The following is a 22891-nucleotide window of genomic DNA, read 5'->3' on the forward strand; positions in this document are numbered from 1 at the left end:
TGTCAAATAAATTGATGGTTTTTCAGCCGTTGGCGTGCGGCAAAAATTGCCACTACCCTTTACAGACGATCCTTAACCGGAGAAGCGTCATGACGGTAAACGCGTTTATCGGCAGCTGGGCGTTGGTGTCGTCGGCGTTCAAAAACCAGAACGGCGAGCTGAATTACCCGCTGGGCGAGCAGGTGTTGGGGCGCATCCACTATGAGGCCAACGGCACGATGGCGGCGCAGCTATACAGCGACGTGCGGCCGCGTTTCGTCGCCGACGATTTGGCGCAGGGATCCGAGCGGGAGATCCATGCCGCCTTCATCAATATGATTTGCTATTTCGGCCGTTATCAGGTGGAAGAAAGCGAGCAACGGGTGGTGCATCAGGTTGAAGGCTGCTCGTTCCCCAATTGGATAGGCAGCCGTCAGGTGCGCTTTTACGCCTTTAACGCCGATCGGCTGACGTTGCGCACGGTGCCGCTGCAGCTCGGCAACGGCGTGCAGATCGGCGAACTGGTGTGGCAGCGGACAGGAGCGTCATCATGATCATTGTTCATCATCTCAATCACTCGCGGTCGCAGCGCATTCTGTGGTTTTTGGAAGAGCTGGGCGTGCCCTATCAGGTGCAACGCTACGAGCGCGATCCGCACACTCTGCTGGCGCCGCCGGCGCTGAAAAAGATCCACCCGCTGGGCAAATCGCCGGTGATCGTCGATGGCGATCTGACGCTGGCGGAATCCGGCGCCATTATCGAATACTTGCAGGAAGCCTACGACGCACAGGGCATGTTTATGCCGACGGACTTCCACGCGCGCCAGCAATACCGCTACTGGTTGCACTACGCTGAGGGATCGCTGATGTCGCTGTTGGTGATGAAGCTGGTGTTCAGCCGTCTCGGCCAGCCGCCGATCCCCTGGCTGCTGCGGCCGGTGGCGGGCGCGATCGGCAAGGGCGTACAGCGCGAATACCTCGACAAACAGATCGCGCCGCACTGCGAGTATCTCGAACAGCACCTGAACAAGGGCAGCTGGTTCGTCGGCAACGATTTCAGCGCGGCGGACATACAGATGAGCTTCCCGCTCGAGGCGATGGCGGCGCGCGGCGCGTTGGACAATTGCCCGAAACTGCGCGGCTTCCTGCAGCGCATCCACGCCCGGCCCGCTTACCAGCGGGCGCTGGAACAGGGCGGCCCTTACGACCTGCTGAGTTAAGCGGATGGGCTATACTCGATGGGGTCATTCTTCATCGGAGGTAGCCCATGGCTACGCAAATCTTCGTAAATCTGCCCGTACGCGATCTGCCCGCCTCTATGGCGTTTTTCACCCAGCTCGGCTTCAGTTTCAACCCGCAATTTACCGACGATACCGCCGCCTGCATGGTGGTCAGCGACACGATTTACGTGATGCTGCTGACTCACGACAAATTCAGGATGTTTACCCCGAACCCGATCGGCGACGCCAAACAGGCCACCGAAGTGTTGGTGTGCCTGTCGCAACCCAGCCGGGCGGCGGTGGACGAACTGGTGCGCAAGGCGATCGCCGGCGGCGGCAATACCTATCATCCGCCGCGGGACTATGGCGTGATGTACGGCCACGGATTTCAGGACCTGGACGGCCATATCTGGGAATTGATGTATATGGATCCCGCAGCGGTGCAGGCGCAATAAGATCGCCGTGAAACAGGCTGGCAGGGGCGCCGGATCGCCCCGTCTTTTCGCGCAGAAGCCTTTCCCGCCGCTTTCTGCATAAATTGCCGCGATCTTTAGTTGATTAGACGCTAGGGAAGGCAGGATAATCGTTTGCCTTGAATAAACCACCATAAATCACCCGTACCGCGCGCTGCGAGTTAAACGTTTGCCTTGGTGCGCATCGCCGTTGGCGGTGCGACGGAAGGGCAAGGAAGCGGAACGTGACGTAAACGATTACGTAGCGATCAGGCGCGGGCGAGATTACAGGCCTGCTGCGACGGGCCGATTCATGAAACACAGGGGAAGTAACCTATGTCGAACTCTCAAGCGAACCACGCCGCAAAACCAACCGGCGGGCTTGATGGCTATTTTAAAATTTCCGCGCGCGGCAGCAGCGTGCGTCAGGAGGTGGTGGCGGGGCTGACCACCTTCCTGGCGATGGTGTACTCGGTGATCGTGGTGCCGAGCATGCTGGGCAAAGCGGGCTTCCCGCCGGCGGCGGTGTTCGTTTCCACCTGTCTGGTGGCCGGTCTGGGCTCGCTGCTGATGGGGCTGTGGGCTAACCTGCCGATGGCCATCGGCTGTGCGATCTCGTTGACCGCCTTTACCGCTTTCAGCCTGGTGCTCGGCCAACATATCAGCATTCCGGTGGCGCTGGGCGCGGTGTTCCTGATGGGCGTGCTGTTCACCGTCATCTCGGTCACCGGCATCCGCGCCTGGATCCTGCGCAACCTGCCGATGGGCGTGGCGCACGGCACCGGCATCGGCATCGGGCTGTTCCTGCTGCTGATCGCCGCCAACGGCGTCGGCCTGGTGGTGAAGAACCCGCTGGATGGCTTGCCGGTGGCGCTCGGCGCGTTCACCTCTTTCCCGGTCGTCATGACGCTGGTCGGCCTGGCGGTGATCTTCGGCCTGGAGAAACTGCGCGTGCCCGGCGGCATTCTGCTGGTGATCATCGCCATTTCCATCATCGGCCTGATCTTCGACCCGGCGGTGAAATATCAGGGGCTGTTCGCCATGCCGAGCCTGGCGGACGCTGACGGCAAATCGTTGATCTTCAGCCTGGATCTCATGGGCGCATTGCAGCCGGTGGTGTTGCCGAGCGTGCTGGCGCTGGTGATGACCGCGGTGTTCGACGCCACCGGCACCATCCGCGCGGTAGCCGGGCAGGCCAACCTGCTGGACAAAGACGGCCAGATCATCAACGGCGGCAAGGCGCTGACCTCAGATTCCCTGAGCAGCATCTTCTCCGGGCTGGTGGGCGCCGCGCCCGCCGCGGTCTACATCGAGTCCGCCGCCGGCACCGCCGCGGGCGGCAAGACCGGCCTGACCGCCACCGTGGTCGGCGTTCTGTTCCTGCTGATCCTGTTCCTGTCGCCGCTGGCCTATCTGGTGCCGGTCTACGCCACCGCGCCGGCGCTGATGTACGTCGGCCTGTTGATGCTGAGCAACGTCACCAAGCTGGACTTCAACGACTTCGTCGACGCGATGGCCGGCCTGCTGTGCGCCGTGTTCATCGTGCTGACCTGCAACATCGTCACCGGCATCATGCTGGGCTTCAGCTCGCTGGTCATCGGCCGCATCTTCTCCGGCGAATGGCGCAAGCTGAACATCGGCACCGTGCTGATCGCCGTGGCGCTGGTGGCGTTCTACGCCGGCGGCTGGGCGATTTAAGCCTCTTGGGTTTCCCTCGCCCATCGGGCGGGGGAGCCTGTGACGGCAATTCCCTTCTTAAGATAAGTCTTCTTCTGCTCTGCACCGCGTTTTGAAAGGCACAACAAGCTTTAACGGCTGTAAAAAAAGTGATCTACTATCGGGACCAACGCAGGCCCTGAGCCGATGTCGTCTGAATCGTAGAGTCTAAGGAAAGCATGGAAATCTTTTTTACAATCCTCATTTTGATCCTGGTGGTCTCCCTGTCCGGGGTGGTGACGCGCATGTTGCCGTTCCAGGTGCCGCTGCCGCTGATGCAAATCGCCATCGGGGCCCTGTTGGCCTGGCCGCATTTCGGGCTGCACGTCGATTTTGATCCCGAACTGTTCCTGGTGCTGTTCATCCCGCCGTTGCTGTTCGCCGACGGCTGGAAAACGCCGACGCGCGAGTTCCTGCATCACGGGCGTGAAATTCTCGGCCTGGCGCTGGTGCTGGTGCTGATCACCGTGGTCGGCGTCGGTTATCTGATCTACGCCATGGTGCCGGGCATTCCGCTGGTGGCGGCCTTCGCGCTGGCGGCGGTGCTGTCGCCGACCGATGCCGTGGCGCTGTCCGGCATCGTCGGCAAAGGGCGGATTCCCAAGCCGATCATGGGCGTGCTCGAGGGCGAGGCGCTGATGAATGACGCGTCTGGCCTGGTGTCGCTCAAGTTCGCCATCGCGGTGGCGATGGGCACGATGGTGTTCACCGTGGGCGGCGCGACCCTTGAATTCCTCAAAGTGGCGATCGGCGGCCTGTTGGCCGGCGTGGCGGTCACCTGGACTTACAGTAAATCGCTGCGGGTGATGAGCCGCTGGAGCGGCGACGATCCGGCGACCCAGATCGTGTTCCTGCTGCTGCTGCCGTTCGCGTCCTACCTGATCGCCGAACATATCGGCGTTTCCGGCATCCTGGCGGCGGTGGCGGCGGGGATGACCATCAGCCAATCCGGCGTGATCCGCAACGCACCGCTGGCGATGCGCCTGCGCGCCAACAGCGTATGGGCGATGCTGGAATTCGTGTTCAACGGCATGGTGTTCATCATGCTGGGCCTGCAGCTGCCGGGCATTCTTGAAACCTCCATCCTGCAGGCGGAGCTGGATCCGACCATTCAGACCTGGTATCTGTTCGCCGACGTGGCCACCATCTACGCCGCGCTGCTGGTGCTGCGTTTCACCTGGCTGTGGGTGATGAAGAAGGCCAGTAACCGCTTTATGAAAAAGCGTCCGCTGCAGTTCGGCGATTACAGCACGCGTGAGCTGTGGGTGGCGTCGTTCGCCGGGGTGCGCGGGGCGATTACCCTGGCCGGCGTGCTGTCGATACCGCTGTTGCTGAGCGACGGCACCGCCTTCCCGGCGCGCTATCAGCTGGTGTTTATCGCCGCCGGGGTGATCCTGCTGTCGTTGATTGTCGGCGTGCTGGCGTTGCCGCTGCTGTTGCGCGGCGTGCAGGTGACCGACAAGAGCGCCAGCAAGCAGGAAGAGCGCATGGCAATCGCCATGGCGGCCGAGGTGGCGATCGAGAGCGTGAATAAAATGGAAGAGCGCCTGGTCGCCGATACCGAAGAGAACCTCGATCCGCAGGTGTTGAAAGAGGTCAGCTCGCGGGTGACGGGCATGCTGCGGCGGCGTATCGCGTCGAAAGACGATATCGAGAATGCGCTGGCGATGGAAAACCTCGAGCGGCGTTTCCGCCTGACGGCGCTGCGCGCCGAGCGCGGCGAGCTGTACCACCTGCGTGCCACGCAGAAAATCAGCAACGAGACGCTGCAAAAACTGCTGCACGATCTCGATTTGCTCGAAGCGCTGTTGATCGAGCGCGAGGGGTAAACGCAGAGGGAGGAATAAACGTTTTTCCTCGTTATCCCCATCGTGAAGGGCCGCCTGTGCGGCCCTTGTTTTTTGGCTACTTGACCGGCGGCCAGTAGTCGCGGCAGCAGGCGATCCAGGCCTGCGCGCTGTGCGACAAATAGCTGCCCTGGCGCCAGATCAGGCCGATTTTCCATTCCATGCGCGGTTCCAGCGGCAGCCAGACCAGGTTTTCCTTATCCAGCCAGCGGCAAACCGGCTCCGGCAGCATGGCGATGCCCACGCCGGCCTGCACCATCGAGGCGAGGAAGTCCCATTGGCCGCTGCGCACCGCGATTTGCGGTTCAAAACCGGCCAGGCGAAACGCCTTCATCAGCATCTTGTACAGCGCAAAGTCTTCGTTATAAATCAGGATCGGGCTGTCGGCCAATTCGGCGATATTGATGCTGGTGCGGTTGAGCCACTGCGGCGTGCGCGGCGCCACCACGCACATCGGGTGGCCCAGCAGCGGCAGAAAGGTCAGCGGCTGCTCCGAGTCGAAGGGCAACACCGTCATCGCCAGATCCAGTTCGCCGGACATCACCGCCTGTTCGACCGACAGCCCGCCCAGCTCGGAAATCTTCAATTCGATGCCGGGGTAGGTCTGACGAAAGCGGCGGATCAGATCGGCGATTTGCCTGCCGACCATCGGCGGAATGCCCAGCCGCAACACGCCCTTTTTCACCGAGCTGATGTCTTCCAGCTCCGCCTCCAACTGGCGGAATTCGTCGAGGATCGTCAGGCCGCGCTGATACACCGCCTGGCCGCTGTCGGTCAGGCGCAGCTTGCGGCCTTCGCGGATCAGCAGCGTGCATTCCAGCTCCTCCTCCAGATGCCGCAGCATTTTGCTGATGGTGGGCTGGGTGACGAACAGTTTTTCCGCCGCGCGGGTGAAGCTTTGCTGGCGCACCACTTCAACGAAGTAGCGCAGGGTGCGGACATCCACGTTAGGGTTCTCCTTGGGGACGCTACCGGCGGGAAACTATTCCCGGACGGCATGATGTCGATAATTTTAATTCATTTCAGGCGTGGTTTCCCGGCTGCGTATACTGTAGGCCGTCAATTATTGTTTGAGGTCATCTTTCATGTCTCTGGCGTTACGCCGCGTTGCCCCCTCCCTGCTGACCCGTTTGCAGGTGCCGATTCAGGTGGCGTTGTATGCGGCGCTGTTCCTGATCGCCGATCGCCTGGTGCAACAATTCCACCTGCCGCTCCCCGCCAATATCGTCGGCATGCTGATGCTGCTGGCGCTGATCCTGCTGCGCATTCTGCCGCTCAACTGGGTCAAGGCCGGCTCCCGCTGGCTGCTGGCGGAAATGCTGCTGTTTTTCGTGCCGGCGGTGGTGGCGGTGGTCAACTATGCCCAGCTGCTGATGGTCGAGGGCTGGAAGATCTTTCTGGTGATCGCAGTCAGCACCGTGCTGACGCTGGGCGCCACCGGGCTGGTGGTGGACAGGGTGTATCGGCTGGAGATTTGGCTGCAGCGGCGGAAGCAGCGCCATGAATGATTTTATCCTTAGCCTGGCCTGTTTTCTGGCGACGCTGGCGCTGTATTTCGCCAACAAGAAACTCTATCGCCGCCGCCGCACGTTGCTGCTGATGCCGCTGGTGCTGACGCCGATGATTCTGGTGCTGCTGCTGGTGGTCACCCATATCTCCTATCAGGACTACATCGGTGAAACCCACTGGCTGCTGTGGCTGCTGGGGCCGGCGACCATCGCCTTCGCGGTGCCGGTGTACGAGAATCTGCATATCATCCGTCGCCACTGGCTGTCGCTGACCGCCGGGGTAACGACCGCGGTGCTGGTGGCGGTGTACAGCTCGGTGTGGCTGGCGCGCCTGTTGACGCTGCCGGAAGAGGTGCAGCGCAGCCTGGCGGTGCGGTCGATCACCACGCCGTTCGCGCTGGAGGCCGCCAAACAGATGGGCGGGCAGCCGGATCTGGTGGCGCTGTTCGTGGTGATCACCGGGGTGTTCGGCATGGCGGTGGGGGATATTTTGTTTTTGCGGCTGGCGGTGCGCAGCCGTCTGGCGAAGGGCGCCGGATTTGGCGCCTCGTCGCACGGCGCCGGCACTGCCCGCGCCTATGAGCTGGGGCCGCAGGAGGGCGTGGTGTCGAGTTTGGTGATGATGCTGGCCGGCATCATCACGGTCGTGGCCGCGCCATTGATCGGCCGGCTGATGTGGTAAGGAGATGGCCTGCGGCGAACGGCGCCGCAGGCCGTAGAGCGTCAAGGAAGGTTGCCGAGCATCGCCGGCGTGCGCAATGACTGTCGCAAGGCGCGTCCTATCTCCTCGTGGCTGAAGATAATAGAGTGATGATTGCAGGCTAGCGGGTGCACCTGCAGATGTTGGCTGATTGCCGACAGGCCATTGTCGGCAATCGCCAGAAGTTCCCGCTCATCGCCCAGGCCGGTGATATTCAGGTTTGCATCTTCGGTTGCCTTGAACAGCGTGATGCGGGCATGTTGCAACGGTGCGCTGAGCGTTTGTTTCGCCAAAGCCAGTTCCGTCGGCTCTGCTTTTAATGCCCGGTCGGCGGCCTCACCGTCAATACCCAACATGGCCAGCATCGCCGCCAACATGCCCGGCTCGCTGCGGATTTGGAATGGGGTTCGGTAGAAGGTATCAAGCAGGAACAGTTGGATATCGCGATAGCCCTGACTTTCCAGCTGAGCGGCCATTTCCAGCGCGATCAAGCCCCCTAGCGACCAACCCAACAGACGGACGGGGCGTGCCGGTGACAGCCGCATATGGCCGAGATAATACGCCGCCAGCTCGCGTAGCGAAGTGATGTGCGGCTGTTGGAACAGATTGTAATTGTTGATACCTAACACATTGAAATCTTTTTCTAAATAGTTCGCCAGATCGCGATACACGTCGCAGCCGGTGACGGCTGGGTGGATCATCCAGACGCTTTCGGCGGCGATGGCGTGATTCAGGCGCTCCACCTGTTTAAAGGTAAAACTGGCTTGATTCAGACGCGTCAACAGCTGCTGCAGGGGTTCTGAGGTGGCCGGCGTCGTTGCGGGTACGCCATCGGTGAGAATACGGGCCTGGCCGCGCAGCGTCGGGTGAGCAAACAGCGTTTTAATGCCTAGCGAATGCCCGTGTCGCTTCAGTTTGACCAGCAGTTGAATGGCGTGCAACGAATGGCCGCCCAACGCGAAGAAGTCATCGTCGCGGCCAATACGCGTTGTACCGAGCAGCTCGCTCCACAGTTCGGCAAGCTGCTGTTCCAGATCGCCTTGCGGGGCTTCATAAGCAGCGGTTTTATGCATGTTGGCCGGTGCCGGTAAAGCCTTGCGATCCAGCTTGCCGTTGGGCGACAACGGGAAAGCATCCAGCCGGATAAAACAGGACGGCACCATAAAGTCCGGCAGGTGTTGCTGCAATTGCCGACGCCATGCGGTGACGTCGGCCGTTTGCTCAGGGGCGATGACATAGGCGACCAGGCGTTTGTCGCCGCTTTCGTCTTCCCGCGCCAGAATGGCGGCGTCTTCAACGCCCGGACACTGTCTGAGCTGCTGTTCGATCTCGCCTAATTCAATACGCAGGCCGTGGATTTTGACCTGGAAATCGTTTCTGCCCAGATACTCAATGTTGCCATCCGGCAGCCAGCGGGCGAGATCGCCGGTTTTATACAGGCGAGCCTGCGGCTCGGGGCTGAAGGGATCGGCGATGAAGCGTTCGGCGCTCAGCTCCTCGCGATTCAGATAGCCGCGAGCAACCTGAATACCGCCGATATGCAATTCACCGGCGATACCAGGGGGTAACGGCTGCAGTTGGTCATCGAGAATATGGAGCTGGGTATTGGCAATCGGTTTACCGATCGGTACCAAGGGGCGTGGATCATCGGGTAGACATTGCCAGCTGGAAACGTCTACGGCCGCTTCGGTCGGGCCGTAGAGATTGTGCAGTTCCGCCTGCGGTAACTGCTGCAGGCAGCGTTGTACCGTCGCGAGCGGCAACGCCTCGCCGCTGCACATAATGCGTTTCAGAGAGGCACACTGCGCCATATCACCGTGACGTAAAAACAGTTGTAGCATCGAGGGGACAAAATGCAGTGTGGTCACGCCGTGCTGCGCGATGCAGGCGCTGAGATAATCCGGTTCCTGGTGACCACCGGGTTTGGCGATGGCCAGCCGGGCACCGATCATCATCGGCCAGAAAAACTCCCAGACAGAAACGTCGAAGCTGAACGGCGTTTTCTGCAGCACAACATCCTCCGGCGTCAGTGGATAAGCCTGCTGCATCCAAAGTAAACGGTTGATCACCCCGCGATGCTCATTCATCACCCCTTTAGGTTTTCCCGTCGAGCCGGAGGTATAGATCACATAAGCCAGGCTGCGTTGCACATCGGCGGCCAGTGGCGGCGGGTTGTCATCCGGCGCTTGTCGCCACAGGTAGCTCTCACGCTGTAGGTGTAACCGTGGCACGGCGATGTCGCGTAGCGGGCGCAGCGCGTGTTCGCCGCCATCGTCGATCAGCACGAATCGGGCACCGCAATCTTGCAGCATGTGACGCAGACGGTCTTGTGGGTAGTCGGGATCGATCGGTACATAGGCGGCGCCCGCCTTTAGGATGGCGTACAGAGCAATCACCATATTCGGGCTGCGGTTGACGCATACCGCGATGCGATCGTCAGTCTGTAAGCCCTGCAGCCGGAGAAAAGCAGCCAATCGATTAGCCCGCTGATTGAGCTGTTGATAACTGATCTCCTGGTTTTCGTAGCACAACGCCGGTGCTTCCGGCGTCAGCGCGGCCTGCCGTTCCAAGAATTGGTGTATGCCTTCCGGCATGTTTGCCCATGTTTGCCGGGTTTCATTCCATTGATGGAAGATTTGCTGTCTTTCCTGCGGTAACAGCAGCGGTAACTGCCCCAGCGGCAGCGCCGGATCGCCGTCCAGCAGCGTATCCAGCAGGTGCAGTATGCGGGCGGCGATGCGCTCACCGTCTTCCAGGCTGAACCAGGCCTGGTTGAGGTTGAATTCCAGCAGCGGATCGTCACCTGGATGGTAATGGCGCAGGTAGATGCCGAGGGGCAACTGTTCCTGACCGTGGTGCAGGTTTTCCACCTTGAACTGGCTGCTCTCCAGTTCGATGTCAGTCGGAAAAACCTCCAGCGAAAAGCTGATGTCGAACAGCTGGCGCCGCCCCTGCTGATGCAGGTTCAATTGGCGGTTGAGTTCGGCAATGGGGAAGCGCTGGTGGCGATAGCATTGGCGCAGTTCGCTGCCGATTTGCCGCAGTAAGTGGCCGAAGGATTGCTGTGAATCGACCGTGATGCGCAGTGGGATCATTGAGGAAAACATGCCCAAGGTTTGCTTGTGTTCGGCGGTACTGCGGTTATGTACCGGCACGCCTAGCGTGAATTGATCGGTTTGCCAAATCCGGGCGAACCAGGTGGCCAGCAGAGCGCTAAAAAAATGCATCGCAGAACCGCCCTGTGCGGCGGCGTACTGCTCCAACCGAAGGAAACGCTCGCGTGGCAACCGCTTGATTATCTGGTTGCTGGGGTAGGTTTGTTGCTCGCAGTGATTTTGGCGGCGTTCCAGCATGGAGGGGGGCGCGTTGACGAAGCGTTCCAACCAAAAATCACGATCGCGCCCGTAGCGTGGCGACTGTTGATAGGTTCGATCGCTGATAACGAAGTCTTGGTAACGAGAGCGGGTGACTTCGTTTTTTACTCCTGTTTTTAATTGCTTATAACGCTCCATGATCATTTTGCTCAGCAGCGAAATTGAGGTGCCGTCCGCGATCAGGTGATGGGAAGCGAGTAGCCATAGCGTGCTGGATTCACTGACTTTGGCCAGGTGGCAGCGCCAAAGCAGGCTGTCATACAGTGAATAAGGCTGCAGGAATTGAGAACGAAGGTGTGTCTCTGCCTGGCCGACGGCATCCTGTCTCTGTGAAAAGTCGTGGTAGTGCAGGTCGATATAGGCCCGGTCGCGGGGTTCCTGAATAATGCCTTGCGGCGTTTCTTTCAGCGTGGTTTGCAGCGCATCATGCTGTTGTTGTATTTGCCGTATGGCTTCTTGAAACAGCGGCAGCGAAATCTCGCGCTCTACGCGCCATAAACACCCAACGTTATATAAGGGGATGTCGGGGTTTAAAGATTGGTCTAGCCACACGGCTTGTTGCACGGTCGACAGGGAATAAGCGGACACGGAACCACCTCCACAAATAAGGAATTAAGCGAATTAAATAGAGTGAGTCGTAGCCAAGCACTCGAACATTATAAAAGGTGGTTGTTAAATTAGCCTGCTTTTACATTAAATATTTTTAATTGTTTTTGTGTAATTATTTTTATTGTTCTTATTTCATATGAAATAATTGACAATGACTTTAATTTTAAATTAATTATTTCCTCATTCTGCTTTCAGGTGGCTATCACGGAAGATCGTTTTTGTTGGTTTTTTGAACGACTAAATTTATGTATGTTTTTGTTTTATGGTGATTTTTATTTATTTTGAGTTTGGCGTGAATTGCCGGGGGCGGTGAGGGTATCACTTGGGAGAGCATGGATGCTTCTTTATCAGGAAAGGATAACGGACTGAATCATAAAATATTATAAAGAATTTCTTATGTTATATAATTATAAATGCAATGATAAAAATGAAGTTTATTGCCGATTTATGGTTTTGTTTATTTTTAATTTTGCTGTAAACCAGCAGGTTAATGTGACGATTAAATTAAACTGCGGTGAATAATCCATTATGCGGAAATTAATCGGTTAACTTGGATGAGCGGATAAATACATAGGGGGAACGCTGAAAGGTATTCAAATGAAAAAACGCAGCGGGAATGTTGCCCCGCTGCGGCGGTAAGCCCCCTTGGTCAGGGAGAGCGCCGGATTAGCGTGCGGCGACTTTGACGAGTTCCACCACCAGCGGTGAAAGCTCGCCGCGCAGCGCGGCGCGTTCCGACTGGAACAGCGTGGCGGCGTAAAAACGCCGGCCCGGCAGTTCGATGGCGCGTACGTCGCCTTCGGTGTCGTGGCCGCTGATGATCAGCGGGAAACGCTGCAGATCGGCGACGAAGTCCGGATTCACGCCGAAGTTGCAGTGGTAGCCTTCATGGGCGTTCAGGCTGCCGTAGGCCTGCGCGACGCGGGTGTCAGGCTGAAAAACGATGTCGCCGGTTTTTTCCACCAGCGAGCAGCTCAATGGGGCGATCACCAGCCGGCCACCGCTGTCGGTTTCCGCATGACCGGCGTCGTGCCAGCCCATCACATTGCGGGCGTATTCGACGATGGCGTATTGAAAACCGCCGCAGGAGCCGAGGAACGGCACGTCGTTTTCCCGCGCATGACGGATCGCCATAAACGCGCCGTCGTCGTGACGATACGGGCTGCCTGGCACTACCCAGATGGCGTCGAAATCTTGCAGCGCGTCGGGGGAAGTCAGGGTTTCGGTCGGGAGCCACTGGGGCTGAACGTCGATGTCGAGGTGGGCGGCGGTGAGCTGGAGTGCCACGGGGATAGCCTGGTGGGCCACGGCTTGCGGGTTGTAATCACCGACCAGAGCAATGCGGACTTGAGCTTTCATCATTTCCTTTCCTGTGCGGGTAAAAAAGGAGATTACAGGAAAGCGGGAGCCCGAGCCGCAGATTTTTTAAACGCGGCGCACAAAAAAGCCCGGCGTTGGCCGGGCTGAAAAAAGAGGGTCAGTACAGCGAGGGCGCGCCAGCCGGTCGGGTTTTGAAACGGCGGTGCAGCCACATGTATTGCTCCGGCGCCCGCATGATCTCTTTCTCGATCACTTTGTTCATGTAAGCCGCGGCCGCCTGTTCGTCGCTCAGCGGATAGTCTTCCAGAGCCGGTTGGATCAGCAGGTCATAGCCGCGGCCGCCTTCGCGGCGGATCAGCACCACCGGCACCAGCGCCGGGTTGGCCATGCGCGCCAGCATGAAGGTGCCGCTGGTGGTGGCGGCCTTATCGACGGCGAACAGCGGCGCGAATACGCTGCCGCGCGGGCCATAGTCTTGATCCGGCGCGAACCACACCGCCTCGCCGCGCTTGAGCGCATGCACCATGCCGCGCAAATCCTTGCGATCGATCATCGCCTTGTTGGAACGCATGCGGCCTTTGGTCTGCGCCCATTCCATCGCCTTGTTGTTATGCGGACGGTACATCGCCATCATCGGCTGACACAGGCCCATCGCCCGGCCGCCCAGCTCCAGCGACATAAAATGCACGCCGATCACCAGCACGCCGCGATCGTCGCGCTGCGCCATTTTGAGGTGGTTGATGCCGGAGACGTTGAACCAGCGCTTGACGCGTTTATCTGACCAGAACCAGGCCATGCCGGTTTCCAGCAGGCCCATGCCGAGGGATTCGAAATTGCCCACCACTTTGCGCTCGCGCTGCGCTTCGTCCATCTCGGGGAAGCACAGCTCGAGGTTGCGACGGGTGATGGTGACGCGGCGCTTGAGAAAACGCATCGAGGTGCGTCCCATCCACACCCCCAGACGGTAGAGCAGCGGATAGGGGAGCTGTACCAGCAGGAACAGCAGAGCGAGGCCGAACCAGGTTAGCCAGTAGCGCGGGTGCAGCAAGGCCAGTTGAAATGCTTTGGCTGATTTCATAGAAACTCGTTTTATACGTTAAAAGGGGCAGCAAGCTGTAACGCATAAAGGTTCCACTCGATAGCGATACGACTACTCAGACACCCGGGTACGGCCAGGGTTTAGTCGGAATTCCATAATTGACTAAACATTTACATTCGAAGGGCGGTTTGCGCTGCTATCAGGCTTCGGAGGGATAGCTGTTGGCCAGCGGAGGCGGCTCTAGGAATGCTTATGCTAACACAGGGTACGGGGTGTGGCGGAAGAGGGGCATGCGAATATTCTCATTCGCGTTGCCCCTGAGTTGAGGATTGGCGCGTTTTACAGGCTGGGAATGATAATCGCGGCGAAGATCGCGGCGATCACCAGCCATTTCAGCAGGTAGTAACCGCGGCGGTTGCGCGCTTTCAGGCGTTGGCCGGCATCGCGCACCGCGTTGACGTATTTGAAGATGCGGTTGATGCCGCCGGTGCGGTCCTGATCGTCGTTCGGCGAACTGGCCGCCGACATCAGCGTAGCGCCGACCCAGTGGTTGACCGCCTGCGCCCAGCGCCATTTCATTGGCCGCTCGACGTCGCAAAACAGAATGATGCGCGTCTGATCGGTGGCGTTCTGCGCCCAGTGCACGTAGGTTTCGTCGAAGATCACCGCCTCGCCGTCGCGCCAGCTGTGCTGCTCGCCGTCTACTTCGATGAAGCAGCGATCGTCGTTGGGCGTCATCAGCCCCAGGTGATAGCGCACCGAGCCGGCGTAAGGATCGCGGTGTTTACCCAGGTGGCTGCCGGGTGGCAGCTCGGCGAACATCGCCGCCTTGACCGACGGGATGCGGTTGAGCAGCTCGACGGTTTTTGGACACAGCGTCTGCGCCGAAGGATGACTGTCGCTGTACCATTTCAGATAGAAACGTTTCCAGCCGCGTTTGAAGAAGGTGTTGAAGCCGGCATCGTTGTGCGACTGCGCCTTTTTGATGTGATCCTGCAGGCGCACCGCTTCTTCGCGGATCGTCTGCCAGTTGTCGGTCAGCGTCTGCAGCTCCGGGAAGCCTTTTTCGTCGAAATAGGGCTGTTTGGCGGGCAAACGGGAGAAACCGGTCATAAACATGTTGATCGGCCCCATAAACGTGGAGTGATCGAACAGCTGACGGGTAAGCTTTTGTTTCTCTTTGCCGCGGGAGTGTGCGTAGAGGAAGCTGATGATAAAAATGCCGATAATGATCGCGGCAACCATAGAATCCATCCCTGTTAGTGCTTGTTAAAAATTCGTACAAATTATAGTTTTGTGACAGGAAAAATTTAACTTTTTCGTGCGCTTTCCCCGCTCATGCTGCTTAGTGGCATAAAAAATCAATAAAACTGTTTGTAATAAAATTTTATATCGATTTTTTTGGTTTTAGTCCTATTCTTAAATCGTTCAAGGGGCGTTTCATGCCATCTTGTTTCATGACGAATGGCACGTATCTGAGAAAAGAGGGACTTATGAAGAAATCAATCATTGCCTTGTCTGCACTGCTGCTCGCTTCCCCGGTGTTCGCTGCTGAAACTGCGACCGACACCGCCGCTCACGCCAGCAACGAGGTCGTCGCTGAGGCGCATAAAGGGGCGGATACCGCCAAAGAAAAGCTGCACCAGTCTCAGGACAAGGGTGAAGAGCTGAAGCTGAAAGCCAAGCACGCCGCCGAAGGCAAGAGCGATAGCGTTGGCAGTAAAGTGAGCGAAGGCTCGCAAAAAGCCTGGCACTCCACCAAACAGGGTACGGAGAAGGCTTGGGACAAGACCAAGCAAGGGGCGGAAAGCCTCAAAAACAAAGCGACCGAGTAAGGTCTCCGCTTTTTACCCCAAGGGCCGCGTTGCGGCCTTTTTTATTGCCTGCAAACCGGGCGTGCCCTCGTTTTGTCGCTCCGAGCAAAACGTGAGAGTATTCTTCATCGATTGGCGACTCAATCGTAAGCAAGAAGGAAGCTCTATGAGATCCCACTGGATAAGGCGTTTATTGACTCCCTCACCAACCTGGACAGGCAGAGCATCGGTTATTTTGGGCCTACTGGTGTTTGTGGTGTTGAGCGGGCTGGATAGCCTGGGCGTGGATTTGGACGGGGGGAAGCGCTACGTGATGATCGCGGGCGTGGCGGGTATTTGCTATTTCATTGCCGGATATATTGATAAGCGCATTCCGCGCAAAGCCCCGCCTATGTAGGCACAAGACAGAAAAAGAAAAAGGCGCTTATCAAATGAGATAAAGCGCCTTTTCAACACGTTAACTGACTAGTATCAGTTCATGCCGTATTTTTTCAGCTTCTTACGCAGCGTGCCGCGGTTGATGCCCATCATCAGGGCTGCGCGGGTTTGGTTGCCACGGGTGTATTGCATCACCATGTCCAACAGTGGCTGTTCAACTTCAGCCAGTACCAGCTCATACAGGTCATTTACGTCTTGACCGTTCAGTTGAGCAAAATAGTTCTTCAGTGCTTGTTTAACCGAGTCACGCAGAGGCTTTTGAGTCACCTGATCTTGTGAGTTAACGGTAGAAACGGTCAGTACGTCAGAATTTACGCGTTGTTCGAACATAGTTCTGTCAGCTCTTTTTTTACGCTAAGATTTTCGAAATATGCCTCCAACGCCTCCAGCTGTTCGCTGGCATCCTCTATGGCGTTGAATGTGCGCCGAAACTGGTCATTCGGAGCGTGTTCCTGGAGATACCAGGACACGTGCTTACGAGCAATCCGGAATCCCTTGCCTTGGCCATAGAAGCCGTGCAATTCCCGAATGTGCCCAATCAACAAGCGCTTCACCTCGCCAAGCGGCATCGGCGGCAGCAACTCCCCAGTGTCCAGATAATGCTGGATTTCCCGGAAGATCCAGGGTCTCCCCTGAGCAGCGCGGCCTATCATCAGGGCATCGGCCCCGGTGTAGTCGAGCACTGCTCTGGCTTTATGCGGGTCAGTAATATCCCCATTCGCGATAATCGGAATGGAAACACTCTGCTTAACTGCCCGAATGCTGTCGTATTCCGCGTTGCCGTTAAACAGACAGGCGCGGGTTCGGCCGTGAATCGTCAGGGCCTGAATACCACAGTCTTCGGCCAGTTGGGCAATCTCTACACAGTTACGGTGCTCTGGCGCCCAGCCGGTGCGAATCTTCAGCGTTACCGGCACATCCACCGCGTCGACCACCGCGTGGAGGATCCGTTTAACCAGATCCGGGTACTGCAACAAAGCGGACCCGGCAAGCTTCCGGTTCACTTTTTTGGCCGGGCATCCCATGTTGATGTCGATGATCTGCGCGCCGCTGGCCACGTTGATACGCGCGGCGGCGGCCATATCATCAGGATCGCATCCGGCAATTTGCACGGAGCGGATCCCAGGTTCATCGCTATGCACCATACGCAGACGCGACTTATCCGTCCGCCACACCTCCGGGTTGGAGGAGAGCATTTCGGATACAGCCATCCCAGCACCCATTGCATGACAGAGGGTTCTGAACGGGCGATCTGTAATACCGGCCATCGGGGCCGCAATCAGGCAATTAGTAAGCTGGTGGTGTCCAATGCGCATAGACAAAGAGTGACCATACTGTGTCCGCAAGGGCGCGTATATTACGCATTTTTGCGTCGAGATGAAAGGCCAAACTTTAACCAATTGGCCCGATATTAGGACGAAAAATACGCTACGCGGCGATTCATAAAAATATTATATATATTTTACAATAAGTTGACGAAAAGTGCTTATTTTGTGTGCGGCAAAATATTCGCCTTTGCGCAGGATATTATCTGCATTCGCCCGCTATTTTTGCCGGGATAGCCTGCCTGGAAGGCGCATTCTCAGGGCGATCCGTCGTTGAGCGGCGAAAAATTGCATAAAATTTTGTGCCGCCCGAGGGCCGATCGCCGGACAAAAAAAATCCACCGGCGCAGGGCCGGTGGACGAGAGGGGCACTATACCGTGACGCTTACTTGCGGCGGCCGGTAATGCGGCACCACTCTTCGCGCTCGGCGACCGGATCGAGCGTGAACTTCTCTGCGTAGGCTTCCGCTACGCTGCTCGCCTGGCTGGCCAGCACGCCGGACAGCCCCAGATGGCCACCGGCCTTCGGCAGACAGCCGATCAGCGGCGCCAGCTCGCGCAGCGGGCCGGCGAGGATGTTGGCGACCACCACGTCCGCCAGCAGGTCGGCAGGCTGGTCTTTCGGCAGATACAGCTCCAGACGCTCTGAAACGCCGTTACGCTGCGCGTTGTCGCGGCTGGCCTGAATGGCCTGGGGATCGATGTCGATGCCGATAGCGCGCGCCGCACCCAGCTTCAGCGCGGCGATCGCCAGGATGCCGGAGCCGCAACCGAAGTCGATAACGGTTTTGCCGGCCAGATCGAGGCCGTCCAGCCACTGCAGGCACAGCGCGGTGGTCGGGTGGGTGCCGGTGCCGAACGCCAGGCCCGGATCGAGCATCACGTTGACCGCGTCGGGATCGGGCACGTCACGCCAGCTCGGGCAGATCCACAAGCGCTCGCCGAAGCGCATCGGATGGAAGTTGTCCATCCACTCGCGCTCCCAGTCCTTGTCTTCCAGCTGTTCTATCTTGTGGCGGAAACCGGCGCCCAGCAGCGGGTGCTGTTCCAGCATCGCCACCACCTCGGCCATATCGGTTTCGGCGTCGTACAGGCCGATCACATCGGTGTCGCCCCACAGCAGGGTTTCACCCGGCAAGGGTTCGAACACCGGATTGTCGTGGGTGTCCTGGAAGGTCACCGACACGGCGCCGCTTTCCACCAGCGCGTCGCTCAGGTCTTCCGCCTGGCTGCCGGTGGTGTTCAGTTTGAGTTGGATCCAAGGCATAGCAATTCTCTTCAAGAGGGTAATGATGACGCCGCCCGGCGCTTTTCGCCGACGACGTTACCGAGATAAAACGCCAACAGGCTGAGCAACAGCGAAGGCACGATAGGGTGCAGCCCCGCCGGTTGCAGGTTGAAGCTGGCCAATAGCGTATAGCATACCGCACCCGACACCATTGAGCTAAGCGCTCCCTGTGCATTGGCGCGTTCCCAATACAGGCCCAGCACCAGCGGCCACAGGAAGACCGCCTCCAGCCCGCCGAAAGCCAGCAGGTTGAGCCAGATGATCATCTCAGGCGGCCGCCAGGCCGCCAGCAGCACCAGCAGGCCGAGGATCAGCGTGGTCAGGCTGGAGAAGCGCTTGATCAATCGCTCGTTGTGGATCTGCTGCGGCCGCACGCCCAGGTAGAGATCCTTGATGATGGTGGCGGAGGATTGCAGCAGTTGGGCGTTGATGGTCGACATGATCGCCGCCATCGGCGCCGCCAAAAAGATCCCGGCGGCGTACGGCGGCAGCACGGTGATCATCAGCGTTGGGATCACCTGATCGGGGATCTTGAGATCGGGCAATACCGCGCGGCCGAGCGCGCCGGCCAGGTGCATGCCGAACATCAGCACCGCCACCACCACGGTGCCGAGCAGAATGCCGCGATGCACCGCCTTGCTGTCCTTGTAGGAGATGCAGCGCACGGCGGTGTGGGGCAGGCCGATCACCCCAAAGCACACCAGGATCCAGAATGACGCCATAAACGGCAGGCTGAGGATCTGATCGCCGCCCTGCGGCGACACCAGCGCCGGATCGATCTGCTGCAGTTTGCTTACTGCGCTGTCCAGTCCGCCGGCGGCATGGATCACCGCCACCAGCAGCAGCACGGTGCCAAGCAGCATCACCAGCCCCTGCATGGCGTCGTTCAGCACGCTGGCGCGGAAGCCGCCGAAGGCAGTGTACAGCGCGATGCTGATGCCGAAGATCAGCAGGCCGGTGTCATAAGGAATGCCGGCGGCGGTCTCCAACAGGCGGGCGCCGCCGATGAACTGCACCGTCATGGCGCCGAGGAACGCCACCAGCAGGCTGAGGCTGGCCAGCCACACCAACAGGCGGCTTTGGTAGCGGCCATACAGCATGTCATTGAGGGTAATGGCGTTGTAGCGTCGCGCCAGGATGGCGAATTTCTTGCCCAGCACGCCGAGCGACAGCCACACCGCCGGCAGTTGGATCATCGCCAGCAGTACCCAGCCCAGGCCGTATTTATAGGCGGCGCCGGGCCCGCCGATAAACGAGCTGGCGCTGATGTAGGTGGCGGTCAGGGTCATCGCCAGCACAAAGCCGCCCATCGAGCGGTTGCCGAGGAAGTATTCGCTGAGGAAATTTCCGTTCTGACGGCGGCGATAGGCATACACCGACAGGCCGAACACCAGCAACAGGTAGGCGACCAGCGGCAGGATCACTTCAGTTTGCATCGCTGTCCTCCAGCGAAATGTCGCGGAACACCGTGCGCACCATCAGCCAGCACAGGCCGATGAACAGCAGCGGCACCAGCAGGCAGGCCATTTCGAACCAGTGCGGCAGGCCGGTGACGCCGATGGCGCTGTCCGGCAGGTAGGCCGCCAGCCCCCAGGCCAGCAGGTAGAGCAGCGTCAGCCCCAGCGCCCAGCGCGCTTCGCGGTGCGCCTGAATAAAGCGTTTGTCCATCCGTGTCTCCCATAGGTTTACGGTGATGGATTCATCAAAGGTAGGGAATTTTACGGCATGACGGCGTTTTGCCAAGCCGTTACTGGGGTCAGCGCCAAAGAAAAAGGCCGGTGATTAACCGGCCTTTCGTCAGACGATGCTGCGTGCCTGCTTAGGTTTCCTGCAGACCCAGCTTCTTCTCCAGATAGTGGATGTTGGTGCCACCGTGCTGGAAGTTTTCGTCGTTCATGATCTTCTGCTGCAGCTCAACGTTGGTTTTGATGCCGTCGATGATCAGTTCAGCCAGGGCGTTTTTCATGCGGGCAATCGCCACGTCACGGTTTTCGCCGTAGGTGATCAGTTTGCCGATCATGGAGTCATAGTACGGCGGTACGGTATAACCGGCGTAGATATGAGATTCCCAACGCACGCCGAAACCGCCTGGCGCGTGGAAGCGGGTGATCTTGCCCGGGCTCGGCAGGAAGGTGTTCGGATCTTCGGCGTTGATACGGCATTCTACCGCATGGCCGTGGATCTTCACTTCTTCCTGTTTGATCGACAGCGGCTGACCGGCAGCGATGCGCAGCTGCTCTTTGATCAGATCCACGCCGGTGATCATTTCGGTAACCGGGTGCTCTACCTGAATACGGGTGTTCATTTCGATGAAATAGAACTCGCCGTTTTCATACAGGAACTCGAAGGTGCCCGCACCGCGATAGCCGATTTCCACACAGGCTTTCGAGCAGCGCTCGCCGATATAGCGGCGCATTTCGCTGGTGATGCCCGGCGCCGGCGCTTCTTCGACCACTTTCTGGTGGCGACGCTGCATGGAGCAGTCGCGCTCGGCCAGATAGATGGCGTTGCCCTGGCCGTCGGCCAATACCTGAATCTCGATGTGACGCGGATTCTCCAGGTATTTTTCCATGTACACCATGTCGTTGTTGAAAGCCGCTTTGGCTTCCGCTTTCGTCATGTTGATGGACTGCTCAAGGTCTTTGTCACTGCGCACGACGCGCATGCCGCGGCCGCCGCCGCCGCCGGAGGCCTTGATGATCACCGGATAACCGATGCGCTTGGCGAAGGCACGGTTTTTATCCATGTCATCGGTCAGCGGGCCGTCGGAGCCCGGCACGCATGGCACGCCGGCTTTTTTCATGGCGTTGATCGCGGAAACCTTGTCGCCCATCAGGCGGATGGTTTCGGCTTTCGGGCCGATGAAGATGAAACCGGAGCGTTCAACCTGCTCGGCGAAGTCGGCGTTCTCGGACAGGAAGCCGTAGCCCGGGTGGATCGCCACTGCGCCGGTGATTTCCGCCGCCGAGATGATGGCCGGGATGTTCAGATAGCTTTTTACCGATGGCGCAGGACCGATGCAGACGGTCTCGTCGGCCAGCAGAACGTGTTTCAGATCGCGGTCGGCCGCGGAGTGAACCGCAACGGTCTTGATGCCCAGTTCTTTACAGGCACGCAGGATGCGAAGCGCGATCTCGCCGCGGTTGGCGATAACAATTTTATCAAGCATGGGGGCGCCTCGTTATTCGATGACGACCAGCGGCTCGTCATATTCGACCGGCTGGCCGTTTTCCACCAGGATGGCTTTCACGACGCCGGACTTGTCCGCTTCGATCTGGTTCATCATTTTCATGGCTTCAACGATGCACAGGGTATCGCCGGCGTTCACTTTCTGGCCCACTTCCACGAAGGCTTTCGCGTCCGGGCTTGGGGTGCGGTAGAAGGTGCCTACCATTGGGGAACGAACGACGTGGCCACTCACGGCCGCCGGTGCTGCAGGGGTTTCTGCCGCAGGCGCGGTGGCAACGGCGTTAGCCAGGGCTGGCTGCTGCTGTGCCGGCATCGCGTAGGCCTGCTGCATGACGGGATAAGCCTGCGCCGGTGCGGCACGGCTGATGCGAACCGATTCTTCGCCTTCAGAGATTTCCAGTTCAGAAATGCCTGATTCTTCAACCAGTTCGATCAGTTTCTTGATTTTACGAATATCCATGAGTGTGATTCCGTACTCTTTTTGTGGAGCAATTAGTGGGTTTTCGACAGACGGTTAACCGCTGCCTGTAAAGCGAAAGCGTAGCCATCCGCGCCGAGGCCGCAAATCACGCCTACCGCTACGTCTGAGAGATAAGAGTGATGGCGGAAAGGTTCGCGGGCGTGCACGTTGGACAGGTGGATCTCGATGAACGGGATCTGCACCGCCAGCAACGCATCGCGCAGCGCCACGCTGGTATGCGTGAACGCCGCCGGATTTATCAGAATGAAATCGGTATTGCCGCGCGCCTGATGGATGCGATCGATCAGCTGATGCTCGGCGTTGGACTGCAGATGGCTCAGGGTAATATCCAATGCGGATGCCTGGTTTTCCAATCCGTTAACAATCTCTGTCAGCGTCGTGCTGCCGTACTTCTCCGGCTCACGCGTCCCCAGCAGATTGAGATTGGGGCCGTTCAGAAGCAAAATGTGAAACTTATCCGCCATTGTGCTGGTATCTCCGGCAATAAAACCATCATCGTAGAAAATAACCCGATGTTACCGATTTGTCACCTGTTAAGGGGCAAATTCACCCTGAGAACAGAAACAAGGTCGGGCATTATAACGATATCGTAG

General features: G+C 58.6%; 22 protein-coding genes. 9 read left to right on the forward strand and 13 right to left on the reverse strand.

Annotated features, from left to right (window positions below; genetic code table 11):
- Nucleotides 1-89 precede the first annotated feature (89 nt).
- The 5 genes from ACSBQS_RS16955 (at nucleotide 90) to ACSBQS_RS16975 (ending at nucleotide 5195) form a co-directional block, all read left to right on the forward strand.
- Complete coding sequence (locus tag ACSBQS_RS16955) at nucleotides 90-533, forward strand: lipocalin-like domain-containing protein (RefSeq protein WP_197666822.1); 444 nt, start codon at nucleotides 90-92, stop codon at nucleotides 531-533.
- Nucleotides 530-1198, forward strand: a complete 669-nt coding sequence (locus tag ACSBQS_RS16960; RefSeq protein WP_434991246.1) for a glutathione S-transferase family protein — start codon at nucleotides 530-532, stop codon at nucleotides 1196-1198. Before ACSBQS_RS16955 ends, ACSBQS_RS16960 begins: the two co-directional genes overlap by 4 nt.
- A gap of 47 nt (nucleotides 1199-1245) precedes the next feature.
- Nucleotides 1246-1653: a VOC family protein gene (locus tag ACSBQS_RS16965; RefSeq protein ID WP_015379207.1), complete on the forward strand. Its 408-nt coding sequence runs from the start codon at nucleotides 1246-1248 to the stop codon at nucleotides 1651-1653.
- 333 nt (nucleotides 1654-1986) lie between these two features.
- Complete coding sequence (locus ACSBQS_RS16970) at nucleotides 1987-3348, forward strand: NCS2 family permease (RefSeq protein ID WP_434991247.1); 1362 nt, start codon at nucleotides 1987-1989, stop codon at nucleotides 3346-3348.
- A gap of 197 nt (nucleotides 3349-3545) precedes the next feature.
- Nucleotides 3546-5195, forward strand: coding sequence for a Na+/H+ antiporter (locus ACSBQS_RS16975; RefSeq protein ID WP_004936822.1), 1650 nt, complete (start codon nucleotides 3546-3548; stop codon nucleotides 5193-5195).
- A 76-nt stretch (nucleotides 5196-5271) separates the two neighbouring features.
- Here the strand turns inward: ACSBQS_RS16975 and ACSBQS_RS16980 are convergent, their stop codons facing one another.
- A complete protein-coding gene (locus ACSBQS_RS16980; RefSeq protein ID WP_033651228.1) occupies nucleotides 5272-6159 on the reverse strand; it encodes a LysR family transcriptional regulator in 888 nt (295 codons plus the stop codon).
- Nucleotides 6160-6298: 139 nt separating this feature from the next.
- Here ACSBQS_RS16980 and ACSBQS_RS16985 point away from each other — a divergent pair, with 139 nt between their 5' ends.
- Complete coding sequence (locus tag ACSBQS_RS16985; protein ID WP_434991248.1) at nucleotides 6299-6721, forward strand: CidA/LrgA family protein; 423 nt, start codon at nucleotides 6299-6301, stop codon at nucleotides 6719-6721.
- The gene (locus ACSBQS_RS16990) at nucleotides 6714-7403 is read left to right on the forward strand and encodes an LrgB family protein (RefSeq protein ID WP_004936833.1); all 690 of its coding nucleotides are present in this window, start codon (nucleotides 6714-6716) and stop codon (nucleotides 7401-7403) included. The genes ACSBQS_RS16985 and ACSBQS_RS16990 overlap by 8 nt, the downstream gene beginning before the upstream one ends.
- 41 nt (nucleotides 7404-7444) lie before the next feature.
- Here ACSBQS_RS16990 and ACSBQS_RS16995 read toward each other — a convergent pair whose 3' ends face one another.
- The 4 genes from ACSBQS_RS16995 to lpxO all read right to left on the reverse strand — a co-directional run bounded on the left by ACSBQS_RS16995 (nucleotide 7445) and on the right by lpxO (nucleotide 15008).
- Nucleotides 7445-11383, reverse strand: coding sequence for a non-ribosomal peptide synthetase (locus ACSBQS_RS16995; RefSeq protein ID WP_434991249.1), 3939 nt, complete (start codon nucleotides 11381-11383; stop codon nucleotides 7445-7447).
- A gap of 687 nt (nucleotides 11384-12070) precedes the next feature.
- Nucleotides 12071-12766, reverse strand: a complete 696-nt coding sequence (locus ACSBQS_RS17000; RefSeq protein ID WP_434991250.1) for a CTP synthase C-terminal region-related (seleno)protein — start codon at nucleotides 12764-12766, stop codon at nucleotides 12071-12073.
- 115 nt (nucleotides 12767-12881) lie between these two features.
- Nucleotides 12882-13802, reverse strand: a complete 921-nt coding sequence (lpxP, locus tag ACSBQS_RS17005) for a kdo(2)-lipid IV(A) palmitoleoyltransferase (protein WP_033651230.1) — start codon at nucleotides 13800-13802, stop codon at nucleotides 12882-12884.
- A gap of 300 nt (nucleotides 13803-14102) precedes the next feature.
- Complete coding sequence (gene lpxO, locus ACSBQS_RS17010) at nucleotides 14103-15008, reverse strand: lipid A hydroxylase LpxO (RefSeq protein ID WP_033651231.1); 906 nt, start codon at nucleotides 15006-15008, stop codon at nucleotides 14103-14105.
- 248 nt (nucleotides 15009-15256) lie between these two features.
- On the opposite strand from lpxO, the gene ACSBQS_RS17015 reads away from it, so the two are divergent.
- Both ACSBQS_RS17015 and ACSBQS_RS17020 read left to right on the forward strand, forming a co-directional pair.
- Entirely contained in the window at nucleotides 15257-15598 is a 342-nt protein-coding gene (locus tag ACSBQS_RS17015) for a hypothetical protein (protein ID WP_016930249.1), read from the forward strand.
- A 145-nt stretch (nucleotides 15599-15743) separates the two neighbouring features.
- Nucleotides 15744-15974 carry a hypothetical protein gene (locus ACSBQS_RS17020; protein WP_147320677.1) on the forward strand — a complete coding sequence of 77 codons (231 nt, stop codon included), beginning with the start codon at nucleotides 15744-15746 and terminating at the stop codon, nucleotides 15972-15974.
- Between the two features lie 74 nt (nucleotides 15975-16048).
- Here the strand turns inward: ACSBQS_RS17020 and fis are convergent, their stop codons facing one another.
- The 8 genes from fis to aroQ all read right to left on the reverse strand — a co-directional run bounded on the left by fis (nucleotide 16049) and on the right by aroQ (nucleotide 22762).
- Nucleotides 16049-16345 (reverse strand): DNA-binding transcriptional regulator Fis, encoded by a 297-nt coding sequence (gene fis, locus ACSBQS_RS17025; protein ID WP_000462905.1) that lies wholly within the window; start codon nucleotides 16343-16345, stop codon nucleotides 16049-16051.
- Nucleotides 16327-17331: a tRNA dihydrouridine synthase DusB gene (gene dusB, locus ACSBQS_RS17030; RefSeq protein ID WP_033644443.1), complete on the reverse strand. Its 1005-nt coding sequence runs from the start codon at nucleotides 17329-17331 to the stop codon at nucleotides 16327-16329. The genes fis and dusB overlap by 19 nt, the downstream gene beginning before the upstream one ends.
- Before the next feature lie 394 nt (nucleotides 17332-17725).
- Nucleotides 17726-18607, reverse strand: coding sequence for a 50S ribosomal protein L11 methyltransferase (gene prmA / locus ACSBQS_RS17035; RefSeq protein WP_033644444.1), 882 nt, complete (start codon nucleotides 18605-18607; stop codon nucleotides 17726-17728).
- Nucleotides 18608-18618: 11 nt separating this feature from the next.
- Complete coding sequence (panF, locus tag ACSBQS_RS17040) at nucleotides 18619-20064, reverse strand: sodium/pantothenate symporter (protein ID WP_004936863.1); 1446 nt, start codon at nucleotides 20062-20064, stop codon at nucleotides 18619-18621.
- Nucleotides 20054-20296, reverse strand: coding sequence for a YhdT family protein (locus tag ACSBQS_RS17045; RefSeq protein ID WP_033644445.1), 243 nt, complete (start codon nucleotides 20294-20296; stop codon nucleotides 20054-20056). The genes panF and ACSBQS_RS17045 overlap by 11 nt, the downstream gene beginning before the upstream one ends.
- A 151-nt stretch (nucleotides 20297-20447) precedes the next feature.
- On the reverse strand, nucleotides 20448-21797 hold the full coding sequence (accC, locus tag ACSBQS_RS17050; RefSeq protein ID WP_033651233.1) for an acetyl-CoA carboxylase biotin carboxylase subunit: 1350 nt from the start codon (nucleotides 21795-21797) through the stop codon (nucleotides 20448-20450).
- Nucleotides 21798-21809: 12 nt separating this feature from the next.
- A complete protein-coding gene (accB, locus tag ACSBQS_RS17055) occupies nucleotides 21810-22277 on the reverse strand; it encodes an acetyl-CoA carboxylase biotin carboxyl carrier protein (protein WP_033636178.1) in 468 nt (155 codons plus the stop codon).
- A 32-nt stretch (nucleotides 22278-22309) separates the two neighbouring features.
- The gene (aroQ, locus tag ACSBQS_RS17060; protein WP_004936891.1) at nucleotides 22310-22762 is read right to left on the reverse strand and encodes a type II 3-dehydroquinate dehydratase; all 453 of its coding nucleotides are present in this window, start codon (nucleotides 22760-22762) and stop codon (nucleotides 22310-22312) included.
- Between the last annotated feature and the right edge of the window lie 129 nt (nucleotides 22763-22891).

The sequence above is a fragment of the Serratia sp. H402Y genome, assembly GCF_051172415.1.
Lineage (GTDB): Bacteria > Pseudomonadota > Gammaproteobacteria > Enterobacterales > Enterobacteriaceae > Serratia > Serratia ureilytica.